Origin of the sequence: Tenacibaculum profundi (assembly GCF_052050075.1) — a bacterium.
Lineage (GTDB): Bacteria > Bacteroidota > Bacteroidia > Flavobacteriales > Flavobacteriaceae > Polaribacter.
In genome coordinates this window covers 1,001,941-1,021,125 of record NZ_CP197225.1, presented here as the reverse complement: position 1 = coordinate 1,021,125, position 19,185 = coordinate 1,001,941, and the positions used below count along the sequence as shown (strand labels likewise).

At 30.7% G+C, this 19,185-nt stretch carries 14 protein-coding genes; 7 read left to right on the top strand and 7 right to left on the bottom strand.

Annotation, left to right across the window (positions count from 1 at the left end):
* Positions 1 to 88: 88 nt before the first annotated feature.
* The gene (ytxJ, locus tag ACSIGE_RS04105) at positions 89 to 481 is read left to right on the top strand and encodes a bacillithiol system redox-active protein YtxJ (protein WP_440881520.1); all 393 of its coding nucleotides are present in this window, start codon (positions 89 to 91) and stop codon (positions 479 to 481) included.
* Between the two features lie 70 nt (positions 482 to 551).
* Positions 552 to 2,108: a DEAD/DEAH box helicase gene (locus ACSIGE_RS04100; protein WP_440881519.1), complete on the top strand. Its 1,557-nt coding sequence runs from the start codon at positions 552 to 554 to the stop codon at positions 2,106 to 2,108.
* 112 nt (positions 2,109 to 2,220) lie between these two features.
* On the opposite strand, the gene fahA is transcribed toward ACSIGE_RS04100, so the two are convergent.
* Entirely contained in the window at positions 2,221 to 3,501 is a 1,281-nt protein-coding gene (fahA, locus tag ACSIGE_RS04095; RefSeq protein WP_440882181.1) for a fumarylacetoacetase, read from the bottom strand.
* Positions 3,502 to 3,703: 202 nt separating this feature from the next.
* On the opposite strand from fahA, the gene glyA reads away from it, so the two are divergent.
* The gene (gene glyA / locus ACSIGE_RS04090) at positions 3,704 to 4,978 is read left to right on the top strand and encodes a serine hydroxymethyltransferase (protein WP_440881518.1); all 1,275 of its coding nucleotides are present in this window, start codon (positions 3,704 to 3,706) and stop codon (positions 4,976 to 4,978) included.
* 212 nt (positions 4,979 to 5,190) lie between these two features.
* On the opposite strand, the gene rmuC is transcribed toward glyA, so the two are convergent.
* The gene (gene rmuC / locus ACSIGE_RS04085; RefSeq protein ID WP_440881517.1) at positions 5,191 to 6,567 is read right to left on the bottom strand and encodes a DNA recombination protein RmuC; all 1,377 of its coding nucleotides are present in this window, start codon (positions 6,565 to 6,567) and stop codon (positions 5,191 to 5,193) included.
* Between the two features lie 103 nt (positions 6,568 to 6,670).
* On the opposite strand from rmuC, the gene ACSIGE_RS04080 reads away from it, so the two are divergent.
* Positions 6,671 to 7,204, top strand: a complete 534-nt coding sequence (locus tag ACSIGE_RS04080; RefSeq protein ID WP_440882180.1) for a lysophospholipid acyltransferase family protein — start codon at positions 6,671 to 6,673, stop codon at positions 7,202 to 7,204.
* A 392-nt stretch (positions 7,205 to 7,596) separates the two neighbouring features.
* Here the strand turns inward: ACSIGE_RS04080 and ACSIGE_RS04075 are convergent, their stop codons facing one another.
* From ACSIGE_RS04075 to ACSIGE_RS04060, 4 genes are all read right to left on the bottom strand, one after another.
* Entirely contained in the window at positions 7,597 to 10,578 is a 2,982-nt protein-coding gene (locus ACSIGE_RS04075) for a TonB-dependent receptor (RefSeq protein ID WP_440881516.1), read from the bottom strand.
* Positions 10,579 to 10,710: 132 nt separating this feature from the next.
* Entirely contained in the window at positions 10,711 to 13,422 is a 2,712-nt protein-coding gene (locus ACSIGE_RS04070; RefSeq protein WP_440881515.1) for a TonB-dependent receptor, read from the bottom strand.
* 222 nt (positions 13,423 to 13,644) lie between these two features.
* Positions 13,645 to 14,658: a FecR family protein gene (locus ACSIGE_RS04065; RefSeq protein ID WP_440881514.1), complete on the bottom strand. Its 1,014-nt coding sequence runs from the start codon at positions 14,656 to 14,658 to the stop codon at positions 13,645 to 13,647.
* Between the two features lie 83 nt (positions 14,659 to 14,741).
* Positions 14,742 to 15,308, bottom strand: a complete 567-nt coding sequence (locus ACSIGE_RS04060; RefSeq protein ID WP_440881513.1) for an RNA polymerase sigma factor — start codon at positions 15,306 to 15,308, stop codon at positions 14,742 to 14,744.
* A 150-nt stretch (positions 15,309 to 15,458) separates the two neighbouring features.
* Between ACSIGE_RS04060 and ychF the strand changes: the two genes are divergently transcribed.
* Together ychF and ACSIGE_RS04050 are read left to right on the top strand one after the other, a co-directional pair.
* A complete protein-coding gene (ychF, locus tag ACSIGE_RS04055; RefSeq protein WP_440881512.1) occupies positions 15,459 to 16,550 on the top strand; it encodes a redox-regulated ATPase YchF in 1,092 nt (363 codons plus the stop codon).
* An 80-nt stretch (positions 16,551 to 16,630) separates the two neighbouring features.
* A complete protein-coding gene (locus tag ACSIGE_RS04050) occupies positions 16,631 to 17,302 on the top strand; it encodes a DUF2461 domain-containing protein (RefSeq protein ID WP_440881511.1) in 672 nt (223 codons plus the stop codon).
* Between the two features lie 46 nt (positions 17,303 to 17,348).
* On the opposite strand, the gene ACSIGE_RS04045 is transcribed toward ACSIGE_RS04050, so the two are convergent.
* Complete coding sequence (locus ACSIGE_RS04045; RefSeq protein ID WP_440881510.1) at positions 17,349 to 18,674, bottom strand: MATE family efflux transporter; 1,326 nt, start codon at positions 18,672 to 18,674, stop codon at positions 17,349 to 17,351.
* 109 nt (positions 18,675 to 18,783) lie between these two features.
* Here ACSIGE_RS04045 and ACSIGE_RS04040 point away from each other — a divergent pair, with 109 nt between their 5' ends.
* Complete coding sequence (locus tag ACSIGE_RS04040) at positions 18,784 to 19,176, top strand: acyl-CoA thioesterase (RefSeq protein ID WP_440881509.1); 393 nt, start codon at positions 18,784 to 18,786, stop codon at positions 19,174 to 19,176.
* The last annotated feature ends 9 nt before the right edge of the window (positions 19,177 to 19,185 follow it).

Here is a 19,185-nt window from a genome sequence, read left to right as displayed (position 1 = left end):
AGTTAATATTGACATTTTGTCTTGTGTTTAGTGGTTTTTAATGACTTTTTGTCTGTTGTGGTTGATTGGTAAATAAAAAAATATAATAATGGGGATACTAAATAATTTTTTCGGTTCATCTAAAGAAAATAAAAACAAAAAAGTAACGTTTGTAAATTGGATTGACTTAAATAGTGTCGATCAATTAAGTGAAATTGAAGCTTTGTCAGAGAACGAAACTGTGGCTATTTTCAAGCATTCAACCAGATGCGGAATAAGTAGTATGGTTATAAAAAGTTTTGTTGAAAAATTTGATAGTTCTCTAAAAGACTTTAAAGTTTACTATTTAGATCTTTTAAAATACAGACAAGTTTCTGATGAAGTAGGGTATAAATTTCAAGTTATACATCAATCACCGCAGTTGATTATAATTAAAAATAAAGAAGTTCTAACTCATGCGTCTCATTATGAGATCACAAAAATTGATTTAAAAAGTTTTTAAATTTCCTTTTTAATTTTTGAAGATTTCTTCAAATTCATCGTATTTTTGTTGTCTTCAAAATAGGACAAAATTGAGTAAAGAAGCAACGACTACCAAGAAAATTGTAGGTAAGAACTTATACGATTATCAAAAGCAATCGATACACAATATCTTTAAGAGTTACGAAAATGCTCCTGAGAATTATCATTTACTTTTCCAATTACCAACAGGAGGAGGAAAAACAGTTATTTTTTCTGAAATTACAAGACAGTATTTAAAGCATTATAAGAAGAAGGTACTTATTATGACGCATCGAATAGAGCTTTGTAAGCAGACAGCTAGAATGTTAAGAGAATTTGGTGTTGATAACAAAATAATTGATAGTAAGGCTAGTTTAGATGATCAAGGTAATTATGATTGTTTTGTTGCGATGGTAGAAACGCTTAATAATCGATTGAACGATGATATGCTTGATATTTCAGATGTTGGATTGGTTATTATTGATGAAGCACACTATAATTCTTTTACAAAACTTTTTAAATTTTTTGATAAATCATTCATTTTAGGGGTCACAGCAACTCCTTTGAGCTCAAATATTAAACTTCCAATGAAAAACAACTATGACGAATTGATCGTTGGAGAGAGTATTGCAACTCTAATAGAAAATGAATACTTGGCTAAAGCTAGTGTTTACTCTTACAACGTTGGATTAACTTCGTTAGAGGTTGGAGCCAATGGTGATTATACCGTAAAGTCATCGGAAGATCTGTATACAAATACGGACATGCTATCAAAACTTTTACAAGCATATGAAGAAAGAGCAAAAGGAACAAAAACATTAATATTTAACAACGGAATTAACACTTCTTTACATGTTTATGACACGTTTAAAAGAGCAGGTTATCCAATTGCTCATTTAGATAATACAAATACCAAAAAAGAACGTGACTTTATATTGAAATGGTTTAACAAAACACCAAATGCTATTATTACTTCTGTAAGTATATTGACAACTGGTTTTGATGAACCTTCAGTTAGCTCAATTATTTTAAATAGAGCTACAAAATCACTTACATTATATTACCAAATGATTGGTAGAGGGTCTCGTATTTTACCAGGAAAGTCTGGATTCAATGTTATAGATCTAGGAAATAATTTTCACAGATTTGGACCTTGGGGAGCAGACTTAGATTGGCAAAAAATGTTTAGAGCTCCTAATTTCTATTTAGATAATTTATTAAGTGATGAAGAAATTGAGAGTGATTTTAGGTATGAGCTTCCTGAAGATGTAAAAAAAGAATTTGCCAATTCAAAAAATCTTTATTTTGACGTTAAGAAAGTTTATGTTCAAACTATTCAATCAGGTCAATCATCAAAAAAAGTTTTAGAGAAAAGCATAGAGCATCATGCAAAATTGTGTGTTGAAAACAGTGAAGATGTATTTGATGCCCTCATCTTGGCTAAAAAACTAGGAGGAGATATTGACGATAGAATTTTTAGATATTCAAAATGTATTTGTAAAAGCACTCATAATTTTATTGATTGGTTACAAGATGATTATAGAAAAAAACTGAATACCTACATAAGAAATAATTTTGATGAGGTATATGAACAAATCCATGGACACCCTCCTCCAGAAGAAGAGTAGAGAAAAGTCGAATGAAAAAAGCTATCTATTAATTTAAATAGATAGCTTTTTTTAGAAATGAATTACATCAAGTTTTCTGTAAGAAGTTAAGCTCATGACCAACTGTATATGGTTAATCTTGAGCTGGGAGTACTTTACCGGAACATTCTCCAAAACCTATTCGAACATCATTATTTTTAGCATACCCTCTTAGAATAACAGTATCATTATCATTAATAAATTTACGTTCAGAACCATCGTTCATTTTTAATGGATTTTGACCTCTCCAACTTAATTCTAACATAGAACCATAACTGTCTTTGGTAGGGCCTGAGATGGTGCCGCTCCCCATCATATCTCCTGCATTTACAGGACAACCATTTATAGTGTGATGAGCTAATTGTTGAACCATTGTCCAGTACATATATTTAAAGTTCGAATTACATACTACAGTTTCTTCTGAATCTTCAGGTTTAATGGCTACTTGTAAATTTATGTCATAGCTGTCTTTACCTTCCTTTCTCAAATAAGGTAATGGCTCATGAACTTGTTTTGGATTATCTACTCTAAATGGTTCTAAAGCATCTAAAGTAACAATCCAAGGAGAAATTGTTGATGCAAAGTTTTTACCTAAAAAAGGACCTAATGGAACATATTCCCATGCTTGAATATCTCTTGCGGACCAATCATTAAAAAGTACTAATCCAAAGATATAGTCTTCTGCTTCTTCAATAGGAATTCTTTCACCTAAATCATTAGCCACCGTTGTAATGAAAGCCATTTCTAGTTCAAAATCTAGTAATTTTGAAGGACCAAAACCAGGCTTATTAGTTCCCTCTGCAGGCTTTGATTGTCCAAAAGGACGACGAACTGGTGTTCCTGAAGGAATTATTGAAGAGCTTCTTCCATGGTATCCAATAGGAATATGTAACCAGTTTGGCAACAAAGCATTTTCTGGATCTCTAAATAAACTTCCAACATTTGTCGCATGTTCTTTACTTGCATAAAAGTCAGTATAATCTCCAACACTTACAGGCAGTTGCATTTCAACTTCCTCCATAGTGAAAATTACTTTATCCCGATGTCCTTCATTATCGCGTAATTGGTGATTTTTGCTATCAAAAATATCAGCAATTCTATTACGAACTAAACGCCATGTTTTTCTTCCATCTGCAATAAAATCGTTTAGTGTATCTTGTAAAAATATATCATCTGTTAAAGGAATTCCTTCAAAGTATCCTAATTGGTGTAAAGCTCCTAGATCAATAGCATAATTACCGATTCTAGTACCAATTGTAATTATATCGTCTTTTGTTAAGAAAACACCGAATGGTATATTTTGAATTGGAAAATCTGAGTCTACATCAACAGTTAACCATGATTTTCTGTTTGGATTATTTGCAGTTATTTCCATTAAATTAATTGTTTTATTTGACATCAAACCTACATATTTTTTTTATTTTACACCAGTGATGTATAGTAAAATATAGAAAATATAACAGATGGTAATTTCGTTGCTTGATGAATAGATTTAAATAGATGAAATTCCGATTTAACAAGTATTAATTACCTTTAAATTGATTACATTTGATTTTAGAATTTAACAAAGTATAAAAATGCAAAGAGATCATCAAATTTTTGACCTAATCATCGAAGAAAATAATCGACAGTTACATGGTCTAGAGTTAATTGCTTCTGAAAACTTTGTGAGTGAACAAGTAATGGAGGCACAGGGTTCAGTTTTAACTAATAAATACGCTGAAGGCTACCCAGGAAAGCGATATTATGGTGGGTGTGAAGTAGTTGATGTTGTGGAACAAATAGCAATAGATAGAGCGAAAGAATTGTTTGGAGCTGAGTATGTAAATGTACAGCCACACTCAGGTAGTCAGGCAAATACAGCTGTTTTTGCCACGTGTTTGAAACCAGGAGATACTATCTTAGGTTTTGACTTATCTCATGGAGGGCATTTAACTCATGGATCTCCTGTAAATTTTTCAGGGAAATTATACAACCCAGTATTTTATGGTGTTGTTAAGGAAACGGGGCTTATAGATTATGATGACCTAGAAAAACAAGCAAATAAGCATAAACCGAAATTAATAATAGCGGGAGCCTCAGCTTATTCTAGAGATATAGACTTTAAAAGATTTCGAAAAATAGCGGATAACGTAGGGGCTCTTTTATTAGCTGATATATCTCACCCTGCGGGATTAATAGCTAAAGGAATATTGTCAGATCCTTTACCTTATTGTCATATTGTAACAACTACTACTCATAAAACTCTAAGGGGGCCAAGAGGAGGAATGATCATGATGGGGAAAGATTTTGAAAATCCATTTGGTTTGACTCTTAAAAGCGGGAAACTTAAAAAGATGTCTACACTTTTAAATGCTTCTGTATTTCCTGGAAATCAAGGAGGGCCATTAGAGCATGTAATTGCAGCAAAAGCAGTAGCCTTTGGAGAAGCTTTAACAGATGAGTTTTTAGAATACCAAATTCAGGTAAGAGAAAATGCACGAGCTATGGCTACAGCATTTATAACTAAAGGGTATCATATTATTTCTGGGGGTACGGATAATCATATGATGTTAATAGATTTAAGGAATAAAGGGGTAACAGGTAAAGATGCAGAGCTAGCTCTCGGGAAAGCAGAAATTACAGTAAATAAAAATATGGTACCTTTTGATACTCAATCACCGTTTGTAACATCAGGTATTCGAATAGGAACATCAGCAATTACAACAAGAGGATTGATAGAGGAGGACATGACAAAGATTGTAGATTTAATTGATGAAGTCATAATGAATATTGAAAATGATGAAGTATTAGAAACAATAGCTGACAAAGTTTATGACTTAATGCATCACAAAAGATTATTTGTAATGTAATAAATTTTAAATTTAATAGTATTTTTGAAACCGGAGATAAAAAATCTTCGGTTTTTTTATTAATTCAAAGTATTGAAATAATTTTCATTATTAAAACATCACAAAAGTTTTTATTGACAAGTTATGTTTAAAACAAGAGAAATAGGTTAGTAAAGCACAAAATTTCTACTTTTATTTATTTAATATTAGGTTGTTTTTTATAAAAGTTACGTTTAGTTGCTATCTTGAGCTCTTTCAATAATCTTTTCAGGTAAGGCCTTTTTAGCCTTAGCGCCCATCTTTTTTAGTTTTTCTACACTAGTTATTAAGTTTCCTCTACCTTCAACAAGTTTATTCATCGCAGCACTGTAATCTGTTTTTGTCGCATCTATTTTTTTACCAATATTAATAAGGTCTTTTAATAAACCGTCAAACTTATCATATAAAGCACCAGCTTGACGTGCTATTTCAAGAGCATTTCTTTGTTGTTTTTCATTATTCCACATAGTATCTATAGTTCGTAATGTTGCCAATAGAGTAGTGGGAGTTACAATAACGATATTTTTTTCAAAAGCTTTATTGTATAGTGTATTGTCTTCATTTAAAGCAACGGCAAAAGCAGGCTCTATTGGAATAAATAATAGCACAAAGTCAGGAGATTCAATTCTATAAATATCTTCGTATTTTTTTTCAGAAAGTTGCTCAATATGTCTTTTTAGAGAATTAAGATGTTCTTTAAGGCAACGTTCTTTTTCTTGTTCATTTTCAGTATTCGTATATTGTTCATAAGCTTTTAAAGATACTTTCGAATCAACGATCATTTTTTTATTATCAGGCAAGTGAATAACAACATCAGGCATAATACGTTTGCCTTCTTCATTGCTGAAAGATTGTTGAACAAAGTATTCACGATTTTTTTCCAAGCCAGATTTTTCAAGCACCCTTTCTAGGACTAGTTCCCCCCAATTACCTTGGATTTTGCTATCTCCTTTTAATGCTTTCGTTAAGTTTAAGGTTTCTTTACTCATTTGAGAGTTTAATTCTTTTAAATTAGAAAGTTGTTCTTTTAAAGCAGAATGCATTGAAATACTTTCTTTTTGAGTGTCTTCTACCTTTTTTTCAAAAGTTTTAATTTTCTCTTGAAGTGGGTTTAATATATTTTGAAGATTTTCTTTGTTTTGAATCGTAAATTTATTTGATTTTTCATCAAGAATTTTATTTGCTAAATTCTCAAACTCTTTCGTGAATTTTTCCTGTAATTGTCCTATTTCCTCTTTATTTTCTTTTAATTTTAAATGTAAATTTTTTAGCTCTTCATTTTTTTTTACAAGTTCTATAGATGAAAAATCTTTTTCGCGACGAAGTGCGTTTATTTCATTGTTTTTTTGATCCAAATGATTTGTGAATTCTTCTTTTTGTTTACTTATAAATTTATCGATTTCAGTTTTTTGTACTACCAAGTTGTCTAATTTACTTTGTAATATATTTTTATTTTTTTCTAAATCGTGAATAAATTTATTTGCTTTTATTTTTCCTAATAGGTTTCCTATTATGGTTCCCAAAGTAATACAAATTAAAGCAACAATTATAACAAGTAAAGTAGCGTTCATTTATCTATTGAAATTAAAATCAAAACAAATATATGGTAAGTTATTCGAAAAATATTTGTTCTTAATGTTGAAAACCGTATCATTGAAAATTATTTACGGAGAAATGATATCTAAATTCATATATACAAAAATTTTAGGGTGGAAGTTAGTAGGAGCTTTTCCTTCTGATATTCAAAAATATGTAATTATCGGAGCCCCCCATACCAGTTGGAAAGACTTTCCAATTTCTATTTTAGCAAGGAATTCATTCGGAATAAAAGTGAATTTTATCGGAAAGAAATCACTTTTTAAACCACCACTTGGATTTATATTTAAATGGTTAGGCGGTACACCAGTAGATAGATCAAAAAATAATAATTTAGTTGAATCTGTTATTGATTTGTTTGATTCAAAAGAAGAGTTTAGGCTTGGTTTAGCTCCTGAAGGAACAAGAAAAAAAGTAGATAAGTGGAAAACAGGATTTTATTATATAGCAAAAGGAGCAAGTGTTCCTATTGTTATGTTTACTCTTGATTTCGGTAAAAAGCAGGTAGCAGTATCACCTCCATATTATCCTACCGATGATATTGAAAAAGACTTTAAAGTTTTTCATGATTTTTATAAGGACGTAAAAGGAGCAAATCCTAGTCAATTCTAAAAAATTGTGTATTTCAATTATAAGTTTTGATAATTGTTGTTTCTTACGACTATTTATGAGTTGAAAAAATAGAGAAAAATATTATACTCTTCTCAGAAAACTCTTTTTTTTATAAGGAGTTTAGTAAGCTTCAATAGCTCATTTAGATTTTTATTTTAAAATAACAAAGTACAAGAAAACAAATAAAACAAGAAAGCTTTATATATCTGAACTATTCTTAATGAATTATTTGATAAAAATAGATAGAGGTTGAATGGTGTTTTAGGTAATGATTTTAATATAGTTTAAAAAGCTAATATTTTTTAACAAAAAAAATAAAACCCCAAAGTTTAATTCTTTACTCTGGGGTTCAAACGTATAATTACTATTATATAATGAAAACAATTAAATTCTTAAAATTTGTAATTTACAGATAGGTTAAACATAGAACCTAATTGACTAAAATGATAACCATCATAAGTCATTTGAGAGTATCTTTGATTAAACGTGATTAAGTTAGATTGTTCTTTTAACAACGCTGGATTATTTAATACATTAACACCTGCTACGTTTTCTGCTTTAAAATTCCATTCAGGTAAAACATTTAAAATATTGTTCGCATTAAAAGAAACTGTCCAGTTTTTATTAACATTGAAGTTAATTCCCAGATCTGTTACTATTTTAGGTGTAAATTCTGTTCTTAAGTTGTTGTCAAGACCTTGCTGTTTAAATATGGTTTTACCAAAATAAGTGTTATTCAAGGTAAATCCGAATTTCCCTATATTATAGGTATTTCCTAATATCCATTTAGTTCTAGGCCTTGAAGTGAAAAATAATGCTTCTTGTGTAGCATTCACAACCGATTGTCCAGAATTAGCAGCAAATTCAGGGTTTTTTACAGCACCATCTCGTTCATTTTGAATTGTATAGTTACCTGATAAATTAAAGCCCAACGTACCTTTACCTACTGGTAATTTGTTATAGCTTACCACAAAATCGATTCCTGATGTTTTAGTATCGATTGCATTTACAAAAAAGCTAACATCATTTAAACCTTCGAAAACAGAAGTGCTTGGTGGTGTTAATTCTGTACTTAGTACAATTCTATCATCCACTGCTATACTATAGTAGTCAACAGTGAAAGAAAAGTTTTTAAAAGGCTTACCACCAATACCTACTGTGAAGTTCGTAGATTCTTCTGCTGTTAGTTTTGGAATGCCTAAAAGTCGTGCCTGTGGAGAAACATTGTTAACTAATCCACCCACTTGTATCCCTTGGCCTGGAACAAAGCTATATTGTGCTTTTTGAGTATAGATTTGATGTAAGGTCGGCGCTCTAAATCCAGTAGAAACAGAACCCCTCAATGTATATTTGTCATCAATAAATTTATATCTAGAACTAGCTTTCCAGATGAAAGTACTTCCAAAGTCAGAATAGTTTTCTATTCTTGCAGTACCACTTATCAAAAAGTCTTTATTGATATCCCAATCAAGACTCGCATAGGCACCAAGATTATAACGATTAAAGCTTCCAGAATCTTCTGGTCTATTTCCCGCAAATGAGTCTGCACCACCACCGTCATAAGAAGCTAAATCACCTTCAATAATTTCAAAGTTTTCAGTTCTGAATTCAGCACCAAACGCAATAGCTACTTTATCAGACAATATTCTAGATATATCGAGGTTACCAACAATATGGCTGAATGCTGTACCTCCTGGATCAAAGCTTACAGGACTACTTTCTCTGTATAATTGAGTCCCTTGAGAGATTTCTCCTGAATCTACAGTTCCGTTACCATTAGAGTCAATCCAAGTCGAGGGTGAGAGAACAACATTTCTATTATGAGAATTATTAACAGTATATGTTTGTTGGTTTCCACCAAATGTTATACTTGAATCAATGTTCCAATCATTAACTTTCGATTTAAAGCCAAGTGTAGCATTATAATCATTTAAATTACCCTCAAATGTTGGCACGTAACCGTCATATCCATTAGCTCCTGGGAAAAAGTTTGTTAGGTACGGCATATCTCCATTTTCTCTCCATCCTGAAATAGCTCGAGTTCCACTACTATTTCTTGGATTAAAAAAGTCATTTTGTTGCCTCCAATAAGGTGTTCTATAGTTAGCGAAACTATTTACTTTTTTATAAACATATGCAGCATTAAAGTACAGCTCGTTATCTTCTTTTAAATCTACTAGTCCGTTTATCAAAAACTTCGCGGCAGTTGTGCCAGGAGATCCGTTGATATTGTTTGCATCAGGGTTTCTTGAAAGAAAATCGTCTACAGCGTTTCGACCATTTATGTTACCTTGATTAATTGCGGATAATTTTGTGTTGTAGTCAGCTGAACCTATATAGGTATTGTTGAAATAATTTTCTTTGTCTTGCTCATTAGCGAAAGTTGAAATATCAACACCGCCTAAAGTTCCGTCATCGTTAACATAACTTTTGTAACTATTTGGGTTAACTTCGACAAAGTCTGCAAATTCTCCATCAGCATCAACTGTTCCAGGTCTATTAGCCAAAGCAGTTTTAGAAAAGTCTACAGTATAGTTAATAAAGCCTTTTCCGTCACCTATTTTACTACCATTATTAACACTTATTCCTAACATTTCACCATCACCTTCACCTGTAATTCCAGACCTGAAAGTAGCAGAACCATTTTTATAATCATCTTTTAAAATAATGTTCATTACTCCAGCAATGGCATCAGAACCATATTGAGCAGAAGCTCCGTCACGTAAGATTTGTATCGTTTTTATTGCATCTGTTGGTATACCAGAAATATCAGCTCCTGTTTCTCCTCTTCCAGGAGAGGTTTGCGTGTATAATAAAGCACTTAGGTTTTTACGTTTACCATTGATAAGAATAAGAGTCCTACTGGGCCCCATATTTCTGATTTCATAAGGATCCAATAAAGAGGTCGCATCATTTACAGGTGTGTTTACTGTATTAAATGATGGTATTTTATATTGTAAGGCCTTGTCAAAAGTAGGTTGACCTGTAGCTTGAAGCTCTTTAACTCCTACAATATCTACAGGAAGAGGACTTGATGTATTACTCCTTGCTGGTGTCCTACTACCTGTAATAACAACCTCCTCTAATTGAAGACCTTCTTGTAATGTAATTGAGAAGGAGGTTTTACCACTAACAGCAATTTCTTGTGTTTCAAAACCAGAATAACTAACAACTAAAACGGCTCCTTGATTTACATTCAATTGAAATTTCCCATCAAAATCTGTGGTCGTACCGTTTTGAGTTCCTTTTTCTAAAACGTTAGCTCCTGGAAGTGTTTCATTATTTGCATCTTTTACCACTCCTGATATTCGTGTTTGTGCTAATGCACTAAAACTGATAAAAATGGAAAAAAGAAAAGTCAGTATTTTTTTCATAAATAATATTTTAGTTAAAAAAATTAAGAATATGTAAAGGTTGTTGATTCAATTTTGTCATATTCGCTACAATAATATAAAGATGGTGTTTATATTATTATACCCTTTTTTATTAAAAAAAATACAAAATAGTTAAAGTTTTATTAAAAATTTAGTGTAGTAAAAGGCTCCATTTGTTCCCATTTGAATTGCGTCCCATAGTCCTCCACTATCGGTATTTCTAGCTTGTTCAGTAGGATAGGTATTGAAAAGATTATTAACTCCTGAATGTATAGAGAAGTTATTATATAATTTAAAGGTTAAATGAATATCTGAAGTATATTTACCCTGATAATAGTCAATAGAAGATTCAAAAGGAATGTTCTCTTTAAAAATTTGCCAATCAATTAATTCAACACTGCTGAATCTCGTAAGCGTAGTACTTATGGTAAAATTTTTCAGTGAATAAATAGCGTTAAATATTAGTTTATGGTTCGGGGCAGAAGCTAATAGAAAATATTGTTCTCTAGGTCCAAAAAAGGCATCTTCGCTAAGAGTTTTATTGTTTATTTTCGTTATTTTCATTTTATTGACGTTACCTACGATATCGATATTCAATTTTGAATTGTTGAAATATTTTTTCCATCCTAATCGAAAATCGAGTCCTATTGTTGATGTATTTACACCGTTAGCAAAAAATTGTACGTTAGTTACTTTAGGGTCTATTTGTGAGGCATCAAAATTCCCACTTAAAATGATTCTATCTTTTATGAGTATATGATAAGAATCAAGAGAAAAATTAAAGTTTTTAAAAAGGTTATAATTAAAACCAAGACTGTAATTGACTGCTTTTTCTTCTGTTAGTCTACTTATGCCAAATCTTTTAGTTATAGGATTATCATTTGCGATTAAAAATGATTCTGTGGCTTTACTATCAATAAAATTAGTGAATTTTAGGTTGTAATATATTTGTGCTAAAGATGGAGCTCTAAAGCCAGTACTATATGAGAAGCGTAGCTTTGCTTTTGGAGAAATTTTATAACGAGTAGCTATTTTGGTGTTTATAGAACTTCCAAAATCACTGTAATTCTCATAACGCATAGCAGTTGCTAACAACCATCTTTTTGTAAAGTCAATTTCACTATCGAAGTATAAGCTAACACTTGTTCGCATTTTATCTACTTCATTTTCTATTGAATATCCTGGAAATCCTTGAGACCCGCCAGGTCTTATTTTTCCATTGTGTGTATGTAATAGGTTATTGGGAGTTGAAGCTGTAGCAATATTTCCATTTATATCATATAGTGCATAAGAAGCTTCTTCTCCAGAAAATATTTGATAATTTTCAAATCTATTTTCAAATCCAGCAGCAATATTTAAACCATTTAAAAAGTTCTTATAGTGTCTAGATATATCTAAATTAGTAGTATTTTGAAGCAAGTTATGTCCGCCAGCATTAAATTTCTTTGGAGACTTATCTAATAGTGAGGCATTAAGCGTTTCTTTGATAAAGTATTGAAAATGGTTAATTCCAATTGTATTGCTAAGATCGATATTCCAATTATAAAAATTGCCTTTTGAGCCTATGGTAAGAGATTTGTCTGAAATATTGGATGTTATGATCGGATTGAATCCTGTAGGATAAATTTCAGTAATATTACGTTCGCTTTCCGCAGGTCTTGTAAATGCATACGCACGGGTGTCTTTAAAATTATACCCCCCATTGGTATAAAATTTTGCATTCTTTGTTAACGGAATTTCAGAATTAAAAAAAAGACTACTGGTTTTAGTCGCTGGGTCTCCATAATTTTCTCTAATATCAGTTCCTCTTCTAAAAGTATGATTTTTACTTAATAACTCTGTTGATAAATTAAAAAATCCTTGTTTACCTATTTTTTTACTGTAATTTATATCGGCTTTATAAAATACCCCATCAATTCCTCTTCGATTTTTATTTGTATTATTAGATGCATTATTGAAACCAAAAGTAGTATTTACTAATGTTTTGTCAGGTTGATCTTTTAGGACTATATTTATTACGCCAGCAATGGCATCTGAACCGTATTGGGCCGAAGCACCATCTTTTAATATTTCAATTCTTTTGATAGCAGATGTTGGAATTGCATTTAAGTCAGTTCCAGAGTTTCCTCTCCCCCTAGTTCCATAGAGATTGATAAGGGAAGCTTGATGTCTTCGTTTACCATTAATTAAAACTAAAGTTTGATCAGGGCCAAGTCCTCTGTATGTAGCAGGAATTATATGATCTGATCCATCTGACCCAGATTGTTTAGTGGCGTTAAATGAAGGAATTTCATTTTGAATTAGTTGATTTATTTGAATAAATTCACTTTTACTTTCAGCGTTTTTTATATCAATCACATCTGTTGAAACAGGTGCGTCAATTTTTTGTCTAGTATTATTTCTAGAGCCTACAACTAGTACTTCATCGAGTTTAACTCCAGATTGCAAACGAATTGTTATTTTTTTTTTGGAAGGATACACTATTTTTGTACTATGACTAATATGAGATATTTCAATAGAAGCCCCCTGAATGATTTTTAATTCAAAATTCCCATTCTTATCAGTTACAGTGCCTCGTTGCGTTTTCTTCTCGATAATACTAGCTTTTTCAACAGGGTAATCAAATTGGTCAAGAACTGTTCCTTTTACCAAAATTAATTTCTTTTCAGATGTTTTTTCGTTTCTTAAAGAATCAATAATTTTTTTATTAATAGGATTGTTTTTATCTTTTTCTAGTATTTGTTCAATTTGATAATCCTTTTCAAAGATTACATAATAATTATTACCAAGAGATTCAACCTTTAAAGAAGTATTATTTTTTAATATGTCTATAGATTCTCTCAAAGATAGCTTTGTAAAATCTATTTTTTTTAAATTCCTGTTTTTTATGACCTCTGGGTTATAAGTAAAAAAAACATTATGGTTTTCATTTAAAAAAACAAGTAGATCTGAGACTGATATATAATTCGAATTTTGAGCATTAAGACTGCATAAGGACACGTTAAAAAAGCATATTATTATAACAAATAAAATGATGTTTTTTTGTGTCATTAAAGTACTTTGAAGTTAATAATTTTTGTAAACAATTAGTTTTTTATTATCCTCTTTAATGGTAATATTTGCAGCTTTTTTTACTGCGTTTAAACAAATTTCAAGATTTGTTGTAGGAACAGTTCCTGTGATAAGAATTTTTTTAGTTTTCTCATCAATAAAATCAAAGTTAACCCCATAGGTCTCTGAAACTTTTTCAAGTGCATCCGACAGAGTAGAATTTATAAAAATAAGTTTTCCGTTCTTCCAGGCTACTTGATCATAGCCTGAATTTAAATGATCATCAACTATAATTTTTTTTGAGTGAGATGAATATTCTATATAGTTACCAGGAACCATATTTTTAGATAAACCATTGTTAAGACTAAGTTTAACAGAACCTTCTTCAAGAAAAACTTTTGTTTTATTTTTTTGTGTATTTACATTGAATTGCGTTCCAAAAACTTCCACAGTTAAATCTTTGGTGTTTACCCAAAATTTAGCATTTGAAGCTCTTTTTTTACTAACATTAAAGAAAGCTTCTCCCTTTAGCCAAACTTCCCTAGCATTATTTTTTTTATAAGAAATAGTTGAATTTGAATTCAAAGTGACTAACGTTCCATCACTTAATTTTAACTCTAAAACTTCTCCAAAAGATGTTTTATGTGTTACCTTCATAAAGTCACTATAAAAATACCATGAACTTACGGAGATTAAAAGAAGAAAACTAGCAGCTATACCAGATATAAGATACTTATCCCTTTTATTTAGAAAAGGTCTTTTTTTCTTTATTGGAGACTTCACTTTCTTTAATCTATTTTCAAGTTTACTCCATTCAAAATCGATTTTTTCTTCTGGAATTACATCTTTTTTAAAATTGATTCCAATAATTATATCTCTTGCTTCATAGACTATATCTTTCTTACTAGGATTGCATTTTAGCCAGAAATCCCAAAAATATACATCTGAAAGCTGATTATTGAGTGCCCAATTTTTGAATGAACAGTCGTTTATAAAATCGTTAATGTTGGTGTACTCTTTTTGTGTCATACGAAAACTTATGAGGGGGTGCCATCTTAAGTAAGATATTATTTTGACAAATATACTCTTAAATAATATATAAATTCGCATTCTTATAAATTTAATAATTCAGAGATAGCGACTTCTTCTCTTAGGTTCTTAATAGCTTTATGTAATGTGTTAACGACACTCTGGTAGTTAATACCCATAGTATCAGATATTTCTTGAGGTTTGAGATTACAGTGAAATTTTAGATAGACAACTTCTTTTTGTCTTTTGGGAAGTTTATTAACAAGATTGGCAAGATTTTTATTACGAAAAGTTACAGATTCTTGATTGGCCATGAACTCCTCTTGGGTGAAATTAATATCGACAATGTCGGCGTCAATGTTTCTAACAACTGAGTATTTTTTATTTTTATTCAAACGTTTAATGATAAATCGTCTAAATGAAGAAAAGAGATAAGGAGCTATTGTTTCCAAGTTACTTAAATTTTCCTTGTGCTCGTATATGTAAACGAAAAAATCTTGAAGCGCGTCTTCAGTTAAAACAGAATCGTTGGATATTTTTAGTCCGTAACTAAAAAGCATTGGATAGAACTTCTTAAATAGTACTGAAAAAGATTTTAAATCTCCCTCTTTTAAGGATCTCCATAAAGTTTCATCACTTAATTCACTCATTCTCTAGGTCGGTTGTATCTTGTAAATGTAATAAAAAAAAATAACTTTTTAAACCTATGCAAAACTCACCGTGAAATAGTTTTAAAATTGTATGTCTTTTAAAAAAAAGTATTGTACTATATTTGTTGCGCTAAACTAATACAATATATAATGAAAGCTGGAATTGTAGGATTGCCTAATGTCGGAAAGTCAACTTTGTTTAATTGCCTGTCAAATGCTAAAGCACAAAGTGCAAATTTCCCTTTTTGTACAATAGAACCGAATTTAGGAGTTGTAAATGTACCGGATAATCGTTTAGAAAAATTAGAAGAGTTAGTAGCTCCGGAAAAAGTTATTCCTGCGACTGTTGAAATAGTTGATATTGCAGGGCTTGTAAGAGGTGCAAGTAAGGGAGAAGGGTTGGGAAATCAATTTTTAGCTAATATCAGAGAGACAGATGCAATAATACATGTTCTAAGATGCTTTGATAACGATAATATAGTTCATGTAGATGGATCAGTAGACCCAATAAGAGATAAAGAGACTATTGACATAGAGCTACAGTTAAAGGATCTTGAAACCGTTGAAAAAAGATTAGATAAAGTTAAAAGGGCAGCTAAAACGGGTAACAAAGAAGCTAAGAAGGAACTAGAAATATTAGAAACTATTCAAAAAACACTTTTAGAGGGAAAATCTGTAAGGACACTTGAATTTTCAGAAAGTGAAGAGGAGCTAGTGAAATCAATGCAGTTTATTACATCTAAACCAGTTCTATATGTTTGCAATGTAGATGAGAGTTCAGCGAAAGATGGGAATGATTACGTAAGTAAGGTTAGAGAAAATATTCATGATGAAGAGGCAGAGATTATTGTTTTAGCAGTGGCTACTGAAGCTGATATTACTGAATTAGAAGATTACGAAGAACGTCAAATGTTTTTGTCAGATATAGGACTTGAAGAGCCAGGAGTTTCAAGATTAATACGATCTGCATACAATTTACTTAATTTACAAACTTATTTTACGGCTGGAGTGAAAGAGGTTAGAGCTTGGACAATAGATATTGGAGCAACAGCACCTCAGGCAGCAGGCGTTATCCATACTGATTTTGAGAAAGGTTTTATTAGAGCAGAGGTGATTGGTTATGATGATTATGTTACTTTTGGTTCTGAATCTAAGGTGAAAGAGGCAGGGAAAATGAGAGTAGAAGGTAAGGAATACGTTGTTTCTGATGGAGATGTAATGCATTTCAGATTTAATGTTTAGGATGATGTTACAAAATGAAAATGTTAAGCTCTATTGAAATTTTTCAATAGGGTTTTTTATTTAATCTAAATTTATTTTTGATGAAATTTAAAAAAGAAAGTTTGTTTTTTTTGAAAGACTTAAAACAGAATAATAACCGAGATTGGTTTTCAGAAAATAAATCAATATTTATTGAAGCTCAAAGTAATGCCAAAGAATTATTTGAGTCTATTAAAGAAAAGCTAGAAGAACATGATGAGATTGGAAAAGATAAACTATTTCGTATTTATAGAGATGTAAGATTTAGTAAGGACAAAACACCATACAAGCATCATTTTGCGGGCTCTTTTTCACGAGAAGGAGCTCGTTTAAGGGGAGGGTATTATTTAAGAATTAGGCCGGGAGAAAGCTTTGCAGCAGGTGGTTTTTTTAAGCCTGAAAAAGAAGATTTATTAAGAATAAGGAAAGAATTTGAATTAGATGATTCCGAAATTAGAGATATTTTAAACAATAAAAAGTTTAAAAATTATTTTGGAGGGAAATTAGAAGGAGATGAATTGAAAACAGCTCCAAAAGGATTTGATAAAAAACATCCTTCAATAGATTTAATAAGAAAAAAGGCTTTTATTGCAATAAGAAATTTCTCAGATGAAGAGGTAATATCGGATAACTTTGTTGCAGAAGTTGATAAAACTTTTAGAATATTGAGACCTTTTTTTGATTTTATGAGTGATGTTTTAACTACCGATTTAAATGGAGAGTCTATAATATAAAAATTTGATTATCCTAAAAATAGGATTCAATTTATTTAAACTGCTTTTAAAGATTAGTCTTAATCTCATGTTTAAGGACAAACAAGGTTATTATAGTTGATAAAATATCTGCAATTGGAAAAGAGACCCATATTCCGTTGATTCCATAAAATTTTGGTAAAATATAAATTAACGGTATAAGGAAGAAGCCTTGTTTTAAAAGAGCTAATAATAGCGCTTTTAAGGTTTCTCCTATTACCTGAAAATAAGCTGATCCAATTAACTGAATTGTTATTAGAGGTGTTGCTAAAAAAGTTGTTGTTAGCGCTTTTGAAGTCACTTTAATCATACATTTATTGTTCGTAAATATTCCAATTAAAGTATTATTGAAAAACATAATCAAAATGAAAATAATTAAAGCAATACCTGTTCCAAATATTAATGATATTCGAATAGTTTCTTTAACTCTTTTTAAATCTTTAGCTCCGTAATTATAGCCAGCAACTGGTAAAAAACCTTGTGTTATACCTAATACAGGAAATAAAGCAAACATCATTACTCTATTAATTATACCGTATATGGATATTGAAATAGCGGAGCCATATTTTAGTAAGTTATAGTTTAAAATTATAATAAGAAGACTTATAGTACCTTGTCTAACAAATGTAACACTACCAAGGGACATTATTTCTTTTATTAAGGAAGGAACGATAGATATTTTTTTCAGATAAATAGTTGTTTGTTGCTTTTTTGATAAAAAGAAGTAAAAAACAAGAATTCCACTTACTAAAAAGGAGCATGTTGTAGCCAATCCAGCACCGAACATACCTAAGTTTCCTATTTTAATGAACAAAATGTCTAAAATAATATTTATAAATACCGGGAAAATGATTACTGCCATAGCATATTTAGGTTTACCAAGTGCCCTAATTATAGGGTTTCCCATCATAGCAAAAGTAAAGAAAGGCACCCCATAAATAACGATGCCGAAGTATTCTTTGGCTAAAACCTCTATAGCTTCTTTAGCCCCAAATAATTTGAGTAAAGGAGTAGGGAATAAAACACCAATGAAAAGAGATAGAAAAGCTATACAAAAAGTTAAAAATAATTGATTCTCAAAAACTTTATTAACTTTGTACTTGTCTTTATTACCAAGAGCACGAGAAATTATAGAACTTCCACCAATACCGATACCCATCCCTGCAGAAGAGATGAAAAAAACAATAGGCAATGTTGTAGTAAGTGCACCAATAGCCAATAAATCAACCCAACGTCCAACAAAGATAGTATCAATAATTAAATTTAGTGACATAGCTAAAATTCCAATAGAGGAAGGGATTGCTTGCCTTAGTATTAGCAAGCTAATTTTATCTACACCGAATTTACTGATCACTATTTAATTTTTATCAATTAAATAGCTAATATCAACTTATTCAGGTATATGTCATATTTTGTGAAAGGTTTTTAAGGATAAATTAACATCGTTTCTTTAAGTTTGTTAAATGAATGTTTATGAAAAAACTCAAGTAGTTCAAAAAAGTGAGATAGATCAATATAACCACGTTAATAATGTAGTATATGTTCAATGGATTCAGGATATAGCTAATGAGCATTGGCAAGAGCTTACAAAAGAAATAGAGGAGCTAGATTATGCTTGGTTTGTGGTTCGTCATGAAATAGATTATATAGCACAGGCACTTTTAAATGATGTTGTAATTATTAAAACTTGGATAGGTAAAACAGAAGGGGTGAAGTCTGTACGCCATGTTGAAATTAGTATAAACTCTAAGTTGATTGTGAGGTCACAAACAATTTTCTGTTTGGTTGATAACAAAACAGGAAGACCGAAAAGAATTACTGAAGAAGTGACAAAATTACTTTTGAGAGAAAAATAAGCAATATCT